The 16,654-nt window shown below is 66.6% G+C and carries 13 protein-coding genes and 2 pseudogenes; 10 read left to right on the top strand and 5 right to left on the bottom strand.

The genetic code is table 11. The features are described 5' to 3' along the window. Together RT551_RS14690 and RT551_RS14685 are read right to left on the bottom strand one after the other, a co-directional pair. Positions 1-529 (bottom strand): annotated as a pseudogene (locus tag RT551_RS14690) (hypothetical protein); the annotation flags it as partial. Further along, a complete protein-coding gene (locus tag RT551_RS14685; RefSeq protein ID WP_313460042.1) occupies positions 526-1,722 on the bottom strand; it encodes an MFS transporter in 1,197 nt (398 codons plus the stop codon). The pseudogene RT551_RS14690 and the gene RT551_RS14685, both read right to left, overlap by 4 nt. Positions 1,723-1,865: 143 nt before the next feature. Between RT551_RS14685 and atpC the strand changes: the two genes are divergently transcribed. From atpC to RT551_RS14650, 7 genes and pseudogenes are all read left to right on the top strand, one after another. Then, positions 1,866-2,312 carry an ATP synthase F1 subunit epsilon gene (atpC, locus tag RT551_RS14680; protein WP_313460039.1) on the top strand — a complete coding sequence of 149 codons (447 nt, stop codon included), beginning with the start codon at positions 1,866-1,868 and terminating at the stop codon, positions 2,310-2,312. 35 nt (positions 2,313-2,347) lie between these two features. Further along, positions 2,348-3,853: a DASS family sodium-coupled anion symporter gene (locus tag RT551_RS14675; protein ID WP_313460036.1), complete on the top strand. Its 1,506-nt coding sequence runs from the start codon at positions 2,348-2,350 to the stop codon at positions 3,851-3,853. Positions 3,854-4,254: 401 nt separating this feature from the next. Next, a pseudogene (locus tag RT551_RS14670) lies at positions 4,255-6,552 on the top strand (ribonucleoside-diphosphate reductase subunit alpha); the annotation flags it as partial. Positions 6,553-6,619: 67 nt separating this feature from the next. After that, entirely contained in the window at positions 6,620-7,660 is a 1,041-nt protein-coding gene (locus RT551_RS14665) for a ribonucleotide-diphosphate reductase subunit beta (protein WP_313460033.1), read from the top strand. A gap of 142 nt (positions 7,661-7,802) precedes the next feature. Next, the gene (locus tag RT551_RS14660; RefSeq protein ID WP_313460030.1) at positions 7,803-8,270 is read left to right on the top strand and encodes a flavodoxin; all 468 of its coding nucleotides are present in this window, start codon (positions 7,803-7,805) and stop codon (positions 8,268-8,270) included. Further along, the gene (locus RT551_RS14655) at positions 8,264-8,584 is read left to right on the top strand and encodes a thioredoxin family protein (protein WP_313460028.1); all 321 of its coding nucleotides are present in this window, start codon (positions 8,264-8,266) and stop codon (positions 8,582-8,584) included. Before RT551_RS14660 ends, RT551_RS14655 begins: the two co-directional genes overlap by 7 nt. A gap of 222 nt (positions 8,585-8,806) precedes the next feature. Then, on the top strand, positions 8,807-11,497 hold the full coding sequence (locus RT551_RS14650; protein WP_313460025.1) for an autotransporter outer membrane beta-barrel domain-containing protein: 2,691 nt from the start codon (positions 8,807-8,809) through the stop codon (positions 11,495-11,497). A 3-nt stretch (positions 11,498-11,500) separates the two neighbouring features. Here the strand turns inward: RT551_RS14650 and RT551_RS14645 are convergent, their stop codons facing one another. Together RT551_RS14645 and RT551_RS14640 are read right to left on the bottom strand one after the other, a co-directional pair. Further along, a complete protein-coding gene (locus tag RT551_RS14645) occupies positions 11,501-11,830 on the bottom strand; it encodes a DUF3817 domain-containing protein (RefSeq protein ID WP_313460024.1) in 330 nt (109 codons plus the stop codon). Between the two features lie 70 nt (positions 11,831-11,900). Beyond that, positions 11,901-12,662 carry an SDR family oxidoreductase gene (locus RT551_RS14640; protein ID WP_313460023.1) on the bottom strand — a complete coding sequence of 254 codons (762 nt, stop codon included), beginning with the start codon at positions 12,660-12,662 and terminating at the stop codon, positions 11,901-11,903. 99 nt (positions 12,663-12,761) lie between these two features. Between RT551_RS14640 and RT551_RS14635 the strand changes: the two genes are divergently transcribed. The 3 genes from RT551_RS14635 (at position 12,762) to RT551_RS14625 (ending at position 15,699) form a co-directional block, all read left to right on the top strand. Next, entirely contained in the window at positions 12,762-13,670 is a 909-nt protein-coding gene (locus tag RT551_RS14635) for a LysR family transcriptional regulator (protein WP_313460018.1), read from the top strand. An 88-nt stretch (positions 13,671-13,758) separates the two neighbouring features. After that, the gene (locus tag RT551_RS14630; RefSeq protein ID WP_313460016.1) at positions 13,759-14,541 is read left to right on the top strand and encodes a DeoR/GlpR family DNA-binding transcription regulator; all 783 of its coding nucleotides are present in this window, start codon (positions 13,759-13,761) and stop codon (positions 14,539-14,541) included. Positions 14,542-14,568: 27 nt separating this feature from the next. After that, positions 14,569-15,699 (top strand): MFS transporter, encoded by a 1,131-nt coding sequence (locus RT551_RS14625; protein WP_313460044.1) that lies wholly within the window; start codon positions 14,569-14,571, stop codon positions 15,697-15,699. Here the strand turns inward: RT551_RS14625 and RT551_RS14620 are convergent, their stop codons facing one another. Next, the gene (locus RT551_RS14620) at positions 15,700-16,620 is read right to left on the bottom strand and encodes a M14 family metallocarboxypeptidase (RefSeq protein ID WP_313460013.1); all 921 of its coding nucleotides are present in this window, start codon (positions 16,618-16,620) and stop codon (positions 15,700-15,702) included. Between the last annotated feature and the right edge of the window lie 34 nt (positions 16,621-16,654).

The raw sequence follows: 16,654 nt of genomic DNA, 5'->3' as shown, positions 1-16,654 counted from the left end.
CCGGCAGCGCCGCGACGAACGGAGCCACACCGGCGTCCTGGCCCAGGCGCAGCGCCAGGGCATGCGGGTCGATCGGCGCGGTGGCGTTCACGTGCAGGCTGCGTGCCAGCACCACCTTGCGCAGCGGCGTGTAGGGGTTGGCCAACGTATCCAGCGCCTGTTCAACAGCGCGGGCATACGCGTCGGGTGCTGGTTCGCTGCGGATATCGCCGACGAACGCCGGCGTGCTGTGGCCGCCCGACGGTAATGCGCTCATCAGCGAAACCGGCTGATACAACGCATCCCACCCGGTCGGATCGAACGGCAGCGCGCCCACCAGCAGCGGCAGGCCGGCCGGGGTGGCGTTGAAGAAGGCGCTGACCCGCGCAGGTAACGTCGCGGTGCCACCTGCCGGCAGCATCGCGGCGCAGCCGCGGGCATCCAGCGTGCGCGTGCCGGTACGCAGAAGGAACCCCGGGGCGGCGGCGTCCAGCTCGATACCGCCGAACATGTCTTCGTTTGCGCTGGTGAAGTACTGGGCCTCACTCATGGCGAGCGCCTCACATGCAGTACCGCCGCGACGGACAGCACCAGCAGCAGCAGGCCGACCAGCAGGTAAGGCAACGAAGGGGCCACCCGATACAGCAGCGTGCCGACCATCGGCCCGATCACCATGCCAAACCCCTGCACGGACGCTACCGCGCCAGCCGCGGCCCCCTGCTCGTGCGCGTCCACCGAATCAGCGGCCAGCGCCTGGAACGACGGAAACACAAAACCCATCCCGAAGGCCGCCACCGCGTAGGTCGCCAGCAGCTGCCACGGTACCTGTACCAGGGCCACCGATGCGAAGCCAATGCCGGAGATCAGCGCGCCCACGGCGATCCAGCGCCGCGGCGGCACGCCTTTGAGTTTCATCACTCCGATCTGCGCCAGGATCAAGCCCACCCCGACCGCGGTGAGGGCCAACCCGGCCATGCGCGCGCCGTCGGCCGGGCTCAGCCGCAGCCGATCAATGGCGAAGAAGCCGACCGTCACCTGTGCGATGGTCACCGAGATCATTGCCAGCAACACCGCCAGCACCGGCAGGCGCAGGCGCGCGTCATGCCAGGCCAGCGTGCTGCGTGGGCGGTCGGCGGCAGGTGCCGGTGCGGCTGCCGCGGGCAGTCCCCAGGCCACCGCAGCCAGTGCCAGCAGCGGCAGCAGCGCCGCCACATACAGGGTCAGCGACAGGTTCTGGTAGGCCACCCAACCCGCTGCGGCCGGGCCAATCACCATGCCCAGCGCATTCGCGCTGCCCAGCTTGGCCATCACCCCGGCGCGTTCACCGGGCGGGGCCGCGTCGGCCACCAAGGCCGCCGCGGTGGGCGGCACCGCGGCATAGAACAGGCCCACCAGTGCCCGCGTGCCCACCAGCGACAGCACCGAAAACCCCACCGCCGGCGGCGAGCGCAGCGCGGTGTCGACGAACAGCGCCATCACGATATAGATCAGCGCGTAGGCCAGCAGCGCGATCACCAGCACACGCTTGCGCCCGATGCGGTCGCTGAGACCGCCCCAGCGCCGCGCTGACAGCATCCATAACACGCCCGCCGCCGTCACCGACAAGCCGGCGTGCCATTCCGACAACCCGAGCAGGCGCACCACCGGGCCCACGACGGCCACGAACGACATCATCGCCATGGTGCCCGCCAGGGCGGCGAAGACCAGCGCAGGCAGGCCAGGAACAGAGGGAGTTGAGCGCATCACACACCACAAGCGAACAATTCGCAAATGATAACAGCTCTCATTTGTCGCCACACGTCAATCTTCCACACATTGACGTCGATCAACCCCTGACAACGCCCGGGGCGGTAGGCTGGACCCACTCCTCCCCCCAAGGATGCTGCATGCACTCCACTCCCCTGCCCCCGCAACTGGGCGACGCCCACGCCATCGACCTGCAGATCATCAGCCTGATGGGCGAACTCTGGAGCGGTGAAGTCCGCGAAGTCAGCCTGCCCGGCAGTGAAGGCCGCTTCGGCGTGATGGCCCGCCACGCGCCCCTGCTGAGCACCCTGCGTGAAGGCATGGTCTCGGTGTTCCCCGCCGGCAGCGAACCGCCGCTCCACGTGTACGTGTCAGGCGGCTATGTCGAGGTGCAGCCCGGCAAGGTGATCGTGCTGGCCGACCTGGCCCTGCGCGGTGAAGACCTGGACAAAGCCCGTGCCGATGCCGCCCGCCAGGCGGCCAGTTCGCCGATGGCACAGGACTTCACCGACGACGGCTACGCCAAGCTCCACGCCGAACTGATGCTGCAGCGCCTGCAGAACCTGCGCCAGTTACCCCCACGCTGAACCGGGGCGCACCCCGCCCCTCTGGAACCCCCGCCATGCTCGCCTCCCTCAAGGCCCTGTTCCGCTACTTCAACAGCGTTGTTCCGTTCCGCCTCGTCCCGGCGCTGATCACCACCGTCGTGCTGGTCACCCTGTTGCTGCTGCCCTGCCCGGAGGGCCTGACGCCCAAGGCGTGGGGGCTGGTGGCGATCTTCCTCACCACCATCGTGGCGATCATCCTGAAGGTGATGCCGATCGGGGTGATGGCGATGATGGCCATCGTCATCGTCTCACTCTCGCAGGTGACCTCCACCTCATCCAAGGGCGCGATCACCGATGCGCTGAGCAGCTTCGCCAGCCCGCTGATCTGGCTGATCGTGGTCGCCATCCTGATCTCGCGCGGCCTGAAGAAAACCGGGCTGGGCAGCCGCATCGGCCTGATGTTCATCGCCCTGCTCGGCAAGCGCACGGTCGGCATCGGTTACGGGCTGACGGTGTGTGAGCTGGTGCTGGCCCCGTTCACGCCCAGCAACACGGCACGTGGCGGCGGCATCGTGCACCCGATCATGCGCTCGATCGCCAATGCCTTCGAATCGGACCCGGCCAAGGGCACCCAGGGCAAGGTGGGCACCTACCTGGCACTGGTGAACTACCACGCCAACCCGATCACCTCGGCGATGTTTCTCACGGCGACCGCGCCGAACCCACTGGTGGTGGACTTCGTGGCCAAGGCCACGGACCAGCAGTTCCACCTGAGCTGGACCACCTGGGCGCTGTGCATGCTGCTGCCCGGCCTGGTGTGCCTGCTGCTGATGCCGCTGGTGGTGTACCTGCTGTCGCCGCCGGAACTGAAGCACACCCCGAACGCCGTGGATTTCGCCAAGGGTGAGCTGCAGCAGATGGGCCCGCTCAGCGGCAAGGAGAAGGTCATGATGGGCACCTTCGGCCTGCTGCTGGTGCTGTGGGCCAATGTCCCGGCGATGATCTTCGGCCCCGCCTTCACCCTGGATCCCACCGTGGTCGCCTTCCTGGGCCTGTTCGTGCTGATCATCACCGGCACCATCGACTGGGATGACGTGCTGTCGGAAAAGAGCGCCTGGGACACCCTGATCTGGTTCGGAGCCCTGGTGATGATGGCCGAGCAGCTGAACAAGCTCGGCGTGATCACCTGGTTCTCGGAGGGCATGAAAAACGCCATCGTCGCCAGTGGCATGGGCTGGCAGGCCATTGCCGCCGTGCTGGTGCTGGCCTTCGTGTTCTCGCACTACCTGTTTGCCAGCACCACCGCGCATATCAGCGCAATGCTGCTGGCCTTCCTGGGCGTGGGCGCGTTGTTGATTCCGGCCGACTACGTGATTCCCTTCATGCTGATGATGACCGCCGGCTCGGCGATCATGATGACGCTGACCCACTACGCCACCGGCACCTCACCGATCATCTTCGGCAGCGGCTACGTCACCCTCGGCACGTGGTGGCGCGTGGGCTTCGTGATGTGCGTGTTCGAGCTGCTGGTGTTTGCCACCGTGGGCATCGCGTGGTGGAAGGTCCTCGGTTACTGGTAACCGAGGACGGGTAATGCCGGCCGCTGGCCGGCAACCTCTGCTCGGGGTGCGGCAACGGGTCACGTTGCCACACCCTCAACACTACATATGATGTTGACGATGAGACGCGTCCACACTATGTTGTGTTTATCGGCTCCCCGCTTCCGCCAGGTCCGGTTCTCTCCGCATGGCACCTGGAAGCCCGCCCCTGGTCACCGCCCCGCTGCGACCGTGACCTTCCGCCCCCGCCGGGGCCCGCCTCCATGACCGCCGTTTGGACACTCAACGGTTGAAACCTGACGTATCGACCAACGGTCGATACCCACCAGCATGGAACTGCGATGAACAACGAATTCAACACCCTGCCCGCCGACGTCGTGCCGGCAGTGGAACCGACTGCCGTGGCCGGCGAAGCCCCGCTGTGGATCACCAAGGAAGGCGGCAACCGCCGCATGCCGTTCGAGCCGGCGCGCCTGGAGCGCAGCCTGCGCGCGGTGCATGCCGAGTTCCCGGCGCTGGACCTGGCCGACTATCTGCGCGCAGTGCTGGCCCTGATCACCCGCCGCGCCCAGCTCAGCGCCGACGACCTGGTCGACCTGCTGGTGCGCGAGGCCGAATCCCGCATCGACCTGGTCGCACCCGACTGGGAGCACTTCGCCGCGAGACTGTATCTGCGCCGCCTGTACAAGCGCGCCAGCAAGAACCGCTTCTATGACGCCACCCTGCGCTACGGTTCCTACGTGGGTCTGCAGGAAAGCCTGGCCGACCGCAATGTCTATTCCATCGACATCCTCAAGGCCTATTCCAAGGAAGAACTGGAGGAAGCCGGGCGCATGATCGACCCGGAGCGCGACAAGTTGTTCGCCTACAACGGGCTGTACCTGCTGGCCACCCGTTACCTCGCCACCGACCACTCGCGCGGCGTGTTCGAGCTGCCACAGGAACGCTGGCTGACCATCGCGCTGTACCTGATGCAGCACGAGCACCTGCACGGCGAGCGCTCGCGCCGCCGGCGCATGTTGCTGGTGCGCGAGGCGTACTGGGCGCTGTCCAACCTGTACATGACCGTGGCCACACCAACCCTGGCCAACGCCGGCAAGACCGGTGGGCAGCTGTCGTCCTGCTTCATCGACACCGTGGATGACAGCCTGCAGGGCATCTACGATTCCAACACCGACATCGCCCGCGTGTCCAAGCACGGCGGTGGCGTTGGCGCGTACCTGGGCTATGTGCGCTCGGCCGGCGCGCCGATCCGCGGCGTTGCCAACTCGTCCGGCGGCGTGGTGCCGTGGATCAAACAGCTCAACAACACGGCGGTCAGCGTCGACCAGCTGGGCCAGCGCAAGGGAGCCATTGCGGTCTATCTGGACATCTGGCATCGCGACATCGAGGCCTTCCTCGATCTGCGCCTGAACAACGGCGACCAGCGCCTGCGTGCGCACGACGTGTTCACCTCGGTATGCCTGCCCGACCTCTTCATGGAAGCGGTGGAACGGCGCGGCGACTGGTACCTGTTCGACCCGCATGAAGTGCACCGCATCAAGGGCTGGTACCTGCAGGACTTCCATGACGAGCAGCGCGGCCAGGGCAGCTTCCGCACCCGCTATGCCGAGGTGGTGGCCGACGAACGGATCAGCCGGCGCACGGTGAAAGCGATCGACCTGTTCAAGCGGATCATGGTCAGCCAGCTGGAAACCGGCAATCCCTTCATGTTCTACCGCGATGAAGTGAACCGGAAGAACCCGAACAAGCACGCCGGCAACATCTATTCCAGCAATCTGTGCACCGAGATCCTGCAGAACATGAGCCCGACCCGGCTGATGCAGGAAATGATCAGCGGTGACCAGATCGTCACCACCCGCCAGGCCGGCGACTTCGTGGTCTGCAATCTGTCCTCGATCAACCTCGGCCGTGCGGTCACCGCTGCGCCGGACCTGCTGGACCACGACGTGCTGGAGCGGCTGGTCAGCGTGCAGGTGCGCATGCTCGACAACGTGATCGACCTGAACCAGCTGCCGGTACCGCAGGCCACCATCACCAACCGCAAGTACCGCGCCATCGGCCTGGGCACGTTCGGCTGGCATCACCTGCTGGCGCAGCAGCAGATCGCCTGGGATGACCCGCGTGCCGAGGATTACGCCGACGCCCTGTATGAACGGATCAACTTCCTGGCGATCCGCGCCAGCCTGCAGCTGGCCCAGGAAAAGGGCCGCTACAGCGCCTTCCTGGGCAGCGAGTGGCACAACGGCGAGTACTTCCGTGCGCGTGGCTACACCAGTCCCGCCTGGCAGGAACTGGCCGCGCAGGTGGGCGTGCACGGGCTGCGCAACGGCTGGCTGATGGCGGTGGCCCCGAACATGAGCACCGCGCAGATTGCCGGCTCGACCGCGTCCATCGACCCGGTGTATGGCGCGTTCTACTACGAGGAAAAGAAGGACTTCCGCCGCCCGGTGGCCGCACCGGGGTTGTCGCTGGAGACCTACCCCTACTACGAGAAAGGCGCGTACCGCTTGGACCAGTTCGCCAGCATTCGACAGAACGCGCGTAGACAGCGGCATGTGGACCAGGCGATCAGCTTCAATCTGTATGTGCCCAGCACGATCCGGGCAAGCACCTTGTTGGCGTTGCATATGAGTGCGTGGAAGGAAGGGATCAAGACCACCTATTACGTGCGGTCGAACGATATCGATATCGACGAGTGCGAATGGTGTTCGTCCTGATCACGCACCGCCTGGGCCGGCCAACGGCCGGCCCACGTAGTCCCCATTCCCCCTCAAGAACAAACCCATGGCCACCCCACTAGAACGCATCAAAATCCTTGAACCCCGCCACCCCAACCGCTCCACCGGCATCATCAATGGCCGCACCAACGGCATCCTGAACTGGAACGACATTCCCTACCCGTCCTTCTACCGGGCCTACAAGGAACTCTCGACCAACTTCTGGATTCCCGACGAAGTGGACATGAAGGGCGACGCGCGCCAGTACGGCGAGCTCTCGGCCCGGGAAAAGAACGCCTACGATTCCATCATCGGCCTGCTGGCCACGCTGGACTCGCCGCAGACCCGCTTCATCTACAACGTGGCCGAGTACATCACCGACCCGGCCGCGCATGCCAATGCCGCGATCATCGGCCAGCAGGAAGTGATCCACAACGAAAGCTACAGCTACGTACTGGCCTCCATCGCCGGGCTGGCCGACCAGAACCGCGTATTCGAGCTGGCCCGCAACCACCCCACCATCCTGGCCCGCAATGCGCCGATCATGGAATCGTATGACGACTTCATGCGCGAGAAGACCGCCGAAACGCTGATCCGCTCGCTGATCCAGTCGTCGATTCTGGAAGGCATCAACTTCTATTCCGGGTTTGCCTTCTTCTACAACCTGGTCCGCCAGAACCGGATGACCGGCACCGGCAAGATCATCAGCTTCATCAACCGCGACGAACTGGCGCATACCAAGTTCATCAGCGAGCTGATCCGCGCCATCATCGGCGAGAACCAGGCACTGCAGGGCGACCAGCTCACCGCCTACGTGCACGATTCCTTCGAACACGCCATTGCACTGGAAACGCGCTGGACCGGCGAGGTGCTGGATGGCATCGATGGCATCGACGTGGACGAGATGATCCGCTACGTGAAGTACCGCGCCAACAAGATGGCCGGCATGTTGGGCATCGACAAGCTGTACAGCGATGCGAATGCCAATGTGATGCCTTGGATCAAGGCGTATGCGGACAATTTCACTGAAACCAAGACCGATTTCTTTGAAATGCGCAATGCCAGTTACAAGAAGACGAATTCGGACAACGGGTTTGATGATTTGTGATCTGGCATCGCGCAGCCACGCAGGGCGTGGCTCTACGTCCGGTTCGTTTCGATGAACCGATTGCCGTGCGCCACGTTCATCCCAATGCTTGACCCGCCGTAGTGCCACGCCCTGCGTGGCAACCGCATGCAGACCTCACACCATGCACATCCTGATCGCCTTCGCCTCGCTAAGCGGCAACACCCGTGAGGTAGCCCGCCTCCTCGCCGCCCACTGCCGCGGCCGCGGCCACGCGGTCGACTGGCTGGAAGCCGACGAAGCCCCCGATTCCGCCCTCCCCATCCTGGCCCGCCCCCACGACCGCTACCTGTTCGGTGCCTGGACCGACAACGCCGGCCGCACCCCGACCGAAATGAAAGACTTCGTCGCCCTGCTGCGCGACCACTCCGGCCTGCCACCGGCCGAGCGCGTGGCCATTTTCGGCACCGGCGAAACCCAATGGGGCATGGAGTACTACTGCGGAGCCGCGCACCGGCTCGCTGGGTACTTCCACTCGCCCTATCCCGTACTGGAAATCGAGCAGATGCCGCACGGCGACGCCGACCGCCACGCCATCCAACAATGGGCCGACCAGGTTCTGGCCGCGCCCGGGAGCCCCGCCCCATGCTGACCCTGCAGGCGCACAGCGCCGCTGACTACCACGCCGCCCTGCGCGACCACCCCACCGTGCTGGTGGACTTCTACAAGGACCAGTGCCCCGGCTGCCGCATGCTGGACATGGCGCTGGCCCAGGTAGCCGGCACTCCGGCCGCCGCCGACGTGGTGCTTCTGAAGGTGAAGCTGGAAACCGTCGGCGAGGCCTTCTTCCGCGACCTCGGCCTGCGCCAGACCCCCACCCTGAGCCTGGTGCGTGACGGAAACGAAGTGCACCGCATGGCCGGCTACCACTCTCCCGCACACATCGAAGCAGCACTGACCCCGTAGAGCCGGGCTTGCCCGGCTGCTCTCGCCCGGCTGCTCTTCACGCCCGGCCCACATCACCTTGCCCATCCTGAATCTGCGGTTTCAGGGCACACACCATGCAACTTGTTGCATGGGTCCGCGGCGGCCGCGGCCGGATCATTCGCGACATCGAATGACTTCCGGTTAGAGGTTGTGAACCAACGGGGGTTGTCGTTTCACGATCCACGCTCCGGAGATTTCACAATGCGGCCTCTCTCTCAGTGCAGCCAGCGCTGTGCGCTGTTCAGCGCCATCGCGTTGTCCCTTGCCACCCTGCCCCTGCAGGTCAGCGCCGGTACCGTCACCGGCCCCGGCAACACCCACACCCTCAATCCCGGCGACCCCACCGAGTTATGGGACGTCACCGACCAGGCCGAGCTGATCATCGCCCCGGGCGGTGCCACCAGCGGCATCCAGGTCGACAACGCCACCGTGACCGGCAACGGTGCCCTGCTGGGCGGCCTGTTCGGCATCCGTCTGGCCAACACCAGCACCGGCACCCTCACCGGCGGCAGCATCACCATCACGTCTGCCGCCGGCGATGCCGGCGTGGTCGCCTCCGGCAGCACGCTGGACATCGATGGCATGACCATCACCTCAGCCGGGCGCGGCTTCAGCAGCACCGGTGCCGGCAGCGCACTCACCCTGCGCAACAGCTCAATTGCCACCGGCGGTGAAGCGCTGGAACTCGGCGACGGTGCCAGCCTGGTGCTCGACAACGTACAGGCCAGCTCCGACGGCAGCAGCGGCGCTGGCATCGCGCTCGACATCAGCGGCGGCACCGCACAGGTGAGCAACAGCACCCTCACCGGCAGCGCCAGCGGCGTGACAATGACCGGCGGCACCTTGCTGCTGGCCGACTCGCAGGTGCAGTCCACCGGCACTGCGATGACCCTGGCCGGCAGTGCTTCCGCACAGCCCACCGCCAGCGTGACCGGTGCCGGCAGCCTGATCAGCGGTGCGATCGGGGCCAGCGTGACCAACGGCTCCACCTTGAATGTTGCCGGTGCCACCGTGCGCGGCACGGGCACCGGCACCAGTGGCGGCACCGGCGCGGGTGTGTCGATGACCAATGGCAATCTGGTGCTGAGCCAGGGTGCCCGTGTGGAAGGCACCCGGCATGGCATCTACTTCACCGGCTCAGCGGCGGGCAACAACAGCATCCAGATCGACGCTTCCAGCGTCACCGCCAGCGATGGCCCGGCGATCAACGCCCCGCTGGCCGGCAATGCCGACATCACGGTCAGCAACGGCTCCTCGCTGGTGGGCGGCAACGGCGTGGCGCTGCAGGTTGGCGCGAATGCAGCGGTCAATCTCGATGTCACCGGCTCGTCGATCAGCGGCGATATCGTCGGTGCCACGCTGGGGACCAACACCGCCACCGTCAATGTCACCCTGGGCGGCGGTGCCCAGCTGCAAGGGGCCATCATCAACGGCACCAACGTCGCACTCAGCGATGCCAGCTGGCAGCTCACCGCCGACAGCAACGTGCAGCAACTCGACGTCGGTAGCGGTGCGGTGGTGCAGTTCGGCGACGGCAGCGCCTTCCACACCCTGCAGGTGGCCGGCAACTACAGCGGCGACGGCGGCACGCTGCGGTTCAACACGGTGCTGGCCGGCGATGACGCGTCCTCGGACCGGCTGGTGATCGACGGTGACAGCAGCGGCCAGACCAACGTGGAAGTCAACAACGTCGGTGGCCCCGGCGCGCTGACCAGCCGTGGCATCCAGCTGGTGCAGGTGGGTGGTGCATCGAATGGCCAGTTCGATCTGATCGGCCGCGCAGTCGGCGGGCAGTACGAGTACTTCCTGTTCAAAGACGCCGGCGACGGCGACTGGTACCTGCGCTCCGAACTACCGGTGCAGCCGGATCCCTGCGACATCGACCCCACTCTGCCCGAATGCCAGGAACCGGAACCTGACCCGTGCGAGATCGACCCGAGCCTGCCCGAGTGCGAGGGACCGGTGGTTCCTGTGCTGCGTCCCGAACCGGGGGCGTACCTGGCCAATCTGCAGGCCGCTAACGGCATGTTCCGCCTCGGTTACCACCACCGTCAGGCCGGCCAGAACAGCGGCCGTGCCTGGGCCCGCGTGGACGGTTCACGCTCGGGCTTCGGGGCCAACCTGCAGCAGTTGAACGTGCGTGGCAGCAGCCAGGCGCTGAGCGTGGGCACCCAGCTGTTCGGCAACGAACACGGCAGCGGCGTGGGCGTGATGCTGGGCAGCGGCAATGCCAGCAGCACCTCCACCAGTGTGCTCACCGGCTATTACGCACGCGGCAAGGTCAAAGGCAACGCACTGGGCCTGTATGGCACCTGGCGCGGTGTCGGCAGCGATGATCCGTATGCCGGTCTGTACGTGGACGGGTCGGTGCACCGCGCCGTGTTCCGCAACGAAGTGGAAGGCAACGCGCTGGCCACCGAACGCTACGACAGCAAGGCCTGGCAGGGCGCGGTGGAAGTGGGTTACGCGGTGACGGTGCGTCAATCCGGCAACAGCCGCGTGTTCCTGGAACCGCAGCTGCAGGTGGGCTACACCCGCTGGGACGACGTGCGCCACGTCGAACGCAACGGCACCCTGGTGCACACCGCGGACGCCAGTGGTGCGTTCGGCCGCGTCGGCGTGCGGCTGTCCGGCGTGACCCGCTGGGGTGGCAGCGCCGCCGAGGTGCAGCCGTATCTGGCCGCGAACTGGCTGCGCAACGGCAGCAACCCGTATGTGCGCATGGACGACGAAGCCGTCGATGCACGCATTCCGCGCCAGCGCGGCGAGTTCAGTGCCGGGGCCAGCGTGCGCTTCCCCGGTGGCTTCGGGGCCTGGGCCGGGTTGTCGCTGCAGCAAGGTTCCGGCTACCACCAGCGCAGTGCGCAGCTCGGCCTCAGCTATCGCTGGTAACCGTCAGTTCGGGCGGACGGACAGCAACCCGATCCGCTTGAACCACCACTCCAGCGGCAGCGTCACCAACGGCGGGATTGCCGCCAGCAGCGCCAGCAGCGTGGCCCACCAGGGCCAGCGCTGGCGCAGCGCGGTCAGCACGCTGACCACCACATAGACCATGAAGGCCAGGCCATGCACCGGCCCGAAGATGCGCACGCCCAGCGTGGTGGGTTCACCGGCGTGATACTTGAAATACATGCCGACCAGCAGGCCTGCCCAGGTAAAGGCTTCAAACAGCGCCACGATGGCGAAGACACGGCCCATCGGGCTGAGCGGAGCAGAGGTTTTCAAAAGCGAACCCGGTGATCACGGCGAAGGGGCCGCCATGATAGCCGGGTTATCGCTAATGCGAACCGTTCGCTTAAATGAACATTCCGCCCGACGCTTCCACGCGCTGTGCGTTGATCCACCCGGTACGCGGCGACAACAACGCCACCGCCACTGGCCCGATGTCGTCCGGCAGACCGGCGCGGCCCAGCGCGGTGTTGCCCGCCACCATCTTGTTGATGTCCTGGTTGTCACGCACGTGGCCACCACCGAAGTCGGTTTCAATCGCGCCGGGTGCCAGCGTATTGGCACTGATCCCACGCGCGCCCAGCTCCTTGGCCAGGTAACGGCTGAACACCTCAACGCCGCCCTTCATCATCGCGTAGGCCGAACTGCCCGGCAGCGCGAAACGGGCCAGCCCGCTGGACACATTGAGAATGCGGCCGCCGTCGCTGATCAGCGGCAGCAGCGCCTGGGTCAGGAAGTACGGGCCCTTCAGATGCACCGCGACCAGATGGTCGAACTGCGCCGGCGTGGTCTCGGAGAAGCCGGCATACAGGCCTTCGCCGGCGTTGTTGAGCAGGCCCTGCAGGCCGGTGGCCCCCCACTGCTGCAGCTGCGCTTTTACGGCGGTGGCAAAGGCCTCGAAGCCGGCGCTGTCGGCCACATCCAGCGGCAGCGCGGCGGCGCGGCGGCCCAGCGCTTCAATCTGTGCCACCACCTGCTGGGCGGCATCGGCCTGGCTGCGGTAGGTGATGATCACATCGGAACCGTCGGCGGCCAGGGCCAGCGCGGCGTTGCGGCCCAGGCCGCGGCTGCCGCCGGTGATCAGGGTGATGCGGGAGGTCGTGCTCATGACGTGCTCCTTGGTTGGGGTGCGGCCAGACTATTACCCTTGCCCGGCCCCATAAATCGCGCGATCCTGATTTGACTGTCCAACCACAGCGAACAATCCATGGACCGCCTTGACCAGTTGCGCAGCTTCCTGCGGGTGGCCGAACTCGGCTCGTTCACCCGCGCCGCCGACAGCCTGGGCCTGCCCAAGGCCAGCGTGTCGCTGGCGGTACAGCGGCTGGAAGCCGAGGTAGGCGTGCAGCTGCTGCACCGGACCACACGCCGGGTGCGGCTGACCGCCGACGGCGCGCAGTACCAGCAGCGCGCCCGCGACCTGCTGGACGACATGGAAGACCTGCAGGGCATGTTCCGGCGCGAAACCGGGCAGCTGACCGGCCGCCTGCGCGTGGACATGTCCAGCGGGCTGGCCCGGCAGCTGGTGGTGCCGCATCTGCCGGATTTCCTCGGCCAGCATCCCGGTCTGGAGATCGAGCTCAGCGGCACTGACCGTCGTGTAGACCTGGTCCGCGAAGGCTTCGACTGCGTGCTGCGGGTGGGCCCGCTGGACGACAACACGCTGGTCGCCCGCCCGCTCGGCGTGATGCATATCGTCAACTGCGCCAGCCCGGCGTACATCGCCGCGCGCGGCATGCCGCAGACGCTGGGCGACCTGGCCACGCACGCACTGATCCACTACGTGGGCACGCTGGGCCAGCGCTCGCCGGGCTTTGAGTACTTCGACGGCCAGGCCTATCAAAGCCTGCCGATGGGCGGACCGATCACCGTCAACAGCGGCGAGGCCTACAGCGCGGCGGCACTGGCCGGACTGGGCATCATCCAGGTGCCACGGCTGGGCGCGCGTGCTGCGATGGCACGTGGGGATCTGGTCGAAGTACTGCCACAGTGCGTGGCCGAGCCGATGCCAGTGACCCTGCTGTATGCCCAGCGCCGGCATCTGCCGCGCCGGGTGGCCGCCTTCATGGACTGGGTGGCCGGGGTGATCCAGCCAGAGCTGGCGCGCACGGACTGACGGCAGCGCCTGTTTATACGTATTCATCCGCACTTATCGCCACTTCGTGTATCTTTGCGCCACTGAAGTTGCATGGTTGTATCCATTTATGCACGAAGACATCGACGCCCTGCCCGGCGAACGCCAGCAGGCCATCCTCGAACTGCTGCGCCAGAACGGCCGAGTGTTCTCGGCCCAGCTCGCCGTCCAGCTGGGCGTTTCCGAAGATTCCATCCGCCGCGACCTGCGCGACCTGGCCAGCCAGGGGCTGTGCCGCAAGGTCTACGGCGGTGCCCTGCCGGCTGCCCCGGACGCGCCGCCGCTGGTCGCCCGGCACGCCCAGCAGACCGTGCAGAAACAGGCACTGGCCGACGCCGCCGCCACCCAGGTGCGGCGCGGCGACGTGGTGCTGCTCGATGCCGGCTCCACCAACAGTGCCATTGCCGCGGCCCTGCCCGGGCACATGGCGCTGCGGGTGATCACCAATGCGCCCGATATCGCGATGGCCTTGATGGCCCGTCGCGGTTTCGAGGTCAGCCTGATTGGTGGCCGGCTTGATCCGCGACTGGGTGCAGCGGTCGGCGCACAGGCGCTGGAAGCCGTAGCCGCCCTGCGTGCCGACGTGTGCTTCATCGGCACCTGTGCGGTCGACGCCGAGGCCGGCTTGTGGGCGGTGGATGGCGAAGAAGCGGCGCTGAAACGAGCCCTGCTCGCCGCCAGCAGCCGCTGCATCCTGGTCGCCACCAACGACAAGCTGGGCACGCAGGCTTCGCACCGCATCGGCAGCGTCGAGCAGATCGACGTGCTGGTGGTGGAAGCCGACGCGCCCGACATCCACACCGCTGCTTTCGAACGCCGTGGCGTCGATCTGCTGCGCGCCGCCCACGTCTGAGATCCCTACTGCATGACGACAACGATGATGGCCCCCGCCCAGGCGCGCGCCGAACAACACGCCACCCGCGCCGCCTTCCTGCTGCCCGGCTTCGCCACCGCCGCCTGGGCCCCCTTGGTGCCTTACGCAAAGAGCCGTACCGGGCTGGATGAAGGCACGCTCGGCCTGGTGCTGCTGTGCCTGGGCGCAGGCTCACTGCTGGCAATGCCGATTGCCGGTGCACTGGCCGCCCGCTTTGGTTGCCGCGCCATCATGGTGATCACGCTGCTGATGGCGATGGTCGCCCTGCCCTTGCTGGCCATCGCGCCTTCACCGTGGACGCTGGGCGCGGCACTGTTCGTGTTCGGTGCCGGCGTGGGGGCCTGCGACTGCGTGATGAACATGCAGGCGGTGATCGTCGAGCGCGAAAGCGGCCGGCCGATGATGTCCAACTTCCATGCCTTCTACAGCATTGGCGGTGCCATTGGCGCGGCCGCGATCACCACGCTGCTTTCGATGCGCGTTTCGCCGTTGCTGGTGTGTGTGCTGGCCTCGACATTGATGATCGCGCTGCTGGCGGTCTCGGTACGCTGGTGGCGGCGCGACCGCGCGCCCAACGACGCCCCGATGTTCGCCGTTCCGCATGGCGTGGTGCTGGCGATCGGCGTGCTGTGTTTCGTCGCCTTCTTGGCTGAAGGCACCATGCTGGACTGGAGCGCGGTGTTCCTGCACGAAGTGCAGCAGGTACCGCAGGACCGCGCCGGCCTGGGCTTCATGTGCTTTGCCATCGCCATGACCGTCACCCGCCTGGTGGGCGACGGCGTGGTCGCCAGGCTGGGCCGGCACCGCGCGATTCTGCTCGGTGCGCTGGTCGCGGCCGTGGGTTTCGGCTTGATCACCTATGCCCCGCCGCTGCTGCCGGCACTGGCCGGCTATGTGCTGATCGGCCTGGGCTGCGCCAACATCGTGCCGGCGCTGTTCTCCATGGCCGGCAACCAGAAGGCCATGCCCGAGAGCCTGGCCATTCCGGCGATCACCACCCTGGGCTACGCCGGCGTGCTGGCCGGCCCGGCGCTGATCGGCTTCGTCGCCCAGGCCAGCAGCCTGGTGTTCGCGTTCACCGCCGTGGCGGTGGTGATGGTGCTGATCGGCATTACCTCCCGCTGGGTGCGGGTGTAATCAGCGGTGCGCCAGCGCGTAGTCGATGGCGGCGCACACCGCCGCCACCTGCGCGTCGTTGCACTGCTGCGGGGTCGCGCGCGGGCTGTCCGGGTAGACCTCGGTGGTGGTGGTGAACTTCGCGCCGGTGATGCTGGCGCACAGGCCCAGGCGCTTGAGCGGATACTCAATCACGCCCGGCGCCACCACCGGTGAACCGATGATTTCGCCCTTGTCGTCGGCCGGGGCGATGTGCGTCACCTTCTCCACTTCGGCGTTCACCGCCTGCTGGAACGCCGGCTGCGGATTTTCAGTGTCGTCCACCAGATAGAAGCCATCCGGAATGCCACTCGGCTCGAACGGCTTGCCGTCGCGCGCGGCCAGCGCCGGGCGGAATTCGGTTTCGTCGCTGTCGGTGGTTTCGTGCAGGTCGATATGCAGCACCATGCCGTCACGCAACTGCGCTACCAGCGCCATCAATGCGGCAGATTCGGCGGCCGGGCTGTTGGCGACGAAAGAGCGGTTCGGGTCGATCGCCAGCGCGTTCCAACGATTAATGCGCTCGAAGCCCCAGGGGTTCACGCACGGGGCCACGAGGATGTTGGCTTTGCCGGCGTAGTCCTTGGCGCGCTGCGCCAGGAACTGCAGCGCGCCTTCCACGCCACTGGTTTCATAGCCGTGCACGCCGCCGGTGACCAGCACGCTCGGCAGCGCCGGGTTCCAGTCGCGGCTGCGCAGGGCGAACAGGGTGTACTGGTCCGGGGCGTAGTCGAGTTCGCCGTAGGGCACGACGTCGAAGTCTTTGCCAAGTGCCTGGACTTTGCTGACCACCTCGTCGGCATAGCTGCGCTGCTTCGGCTGCCCTGCCCGCCACTGCGCTTTTTCCTCCGCGCCCCAAGCCTGGCCGGGGGTACCGATGGGGTAGAAGCGGGAAAGGGTCATGGCAGGTCTCGCAGGGATTTCAGGAGGGCAGATG

The organism is Stenotrophomonas sp., assembly GCF_032103445.1.
In the GTDB taxonomy this organism is placed as follows: Bacteria; Pseudomonadota; Gammaproteobacteria; order Xanthomonadales; family Xanthomonadaceae; genus Stenotrophomonas.
This window is presented reverse-complemented; position numbering and strand designations above follow the sequence as displayed.

What these genes read in the sequence shown, in the direction of transcription:
- RT551_RS14685 (WP_313460042.1), bottom strand. Translation starts at nt 1,722, where the DNA reads ATGCGCTCAACTCCCTCTGTTCCTGGCCTGCCTGCGCTGGTCTTCGCC.
- atpC (WP_313460039.1), top strand. Translation starts at nt 1,866, where the DNA reads ATGCACTCCACTCCCCTGCCCCCGCAACTGGGCGACGCCCACGCCATC.
- RT551_RS14675 (WP_313460036.1), top strand. Translation starts at nt 2,348, where the DNA reads ATGCTCGCCTCCCTCAAGGCCCTGTTCCGCTACTTCAACAGCGTTGTT.
- RT551_RS14665 (WP_313460033.1), top strand. Translation starts at nt 6,620, where the DNA reads ATGGCCACCCCACTAGAACGCATCAAAATCCTTGAACCCCGCCACCCC.
- RT551_RS14660 (WP_313460030.1), top strand. Translation starts at nt 7,803, where the DNA reads ATGCACATCCTGATCGCCTTCGCCTCGCTAAGCGGCAACACCCGTGAG.
- RT551_RS14655 (WP_313460028.1), top strand. Translation starts at nt 8,264, where the DNA reads ATGCTGACCCTGCAGGCGCACAGCGCCGCTGACTACCACGCCGCCCTG.
- RT551_RS14650 (WP_313460025.1), top strand. Translation starts at nt 8,807, where the DNA reads ATGCGGCCTCTCTCTCAGTGCAGCCAGCGCTGTGCGCTGTTCAGCGCC.
- RT551_RS14640 (WP_313460023.1), bottom strand. Translation starts at nt 12,662, where the DNA reads ATGAGCACGACCTCCCGCATCACCCTGATCACCGGCGGCAGCCGCGGC.
- RT551_RS14635 (WP_313460018.1), top strand. Translation starts at nt 12,762, where the DNA reads ATGGACCGCCTTGACCAGTTGCGCAGCTTCCTGCGGGTGGCCGAACTC.
- RT551_RS14630 (WP_313460016.1), top strand. Translation starts at nt 13,759, where the DNA reads ATGCACGAAGACATCGACGCCCTGCCCGGCGAACGCCAGCAGGCCATC.
- RT551_RS14625 (WP_313460044.1), top strand. Translation starts at nt 14,569, where the DNA reads ATGGCCCCCGCCCAGGCGCGCGCCGAACAACACGCCACCCGCGCCGCC.
- RT551_RS14620 (WP_313460013.1), bottom strand. Translation starts at nt 16,620, where the DNA reads ATGACCCTTTCCCGCTTCTACCCCATCGGTACCCCCGGCCAGGCTTGG.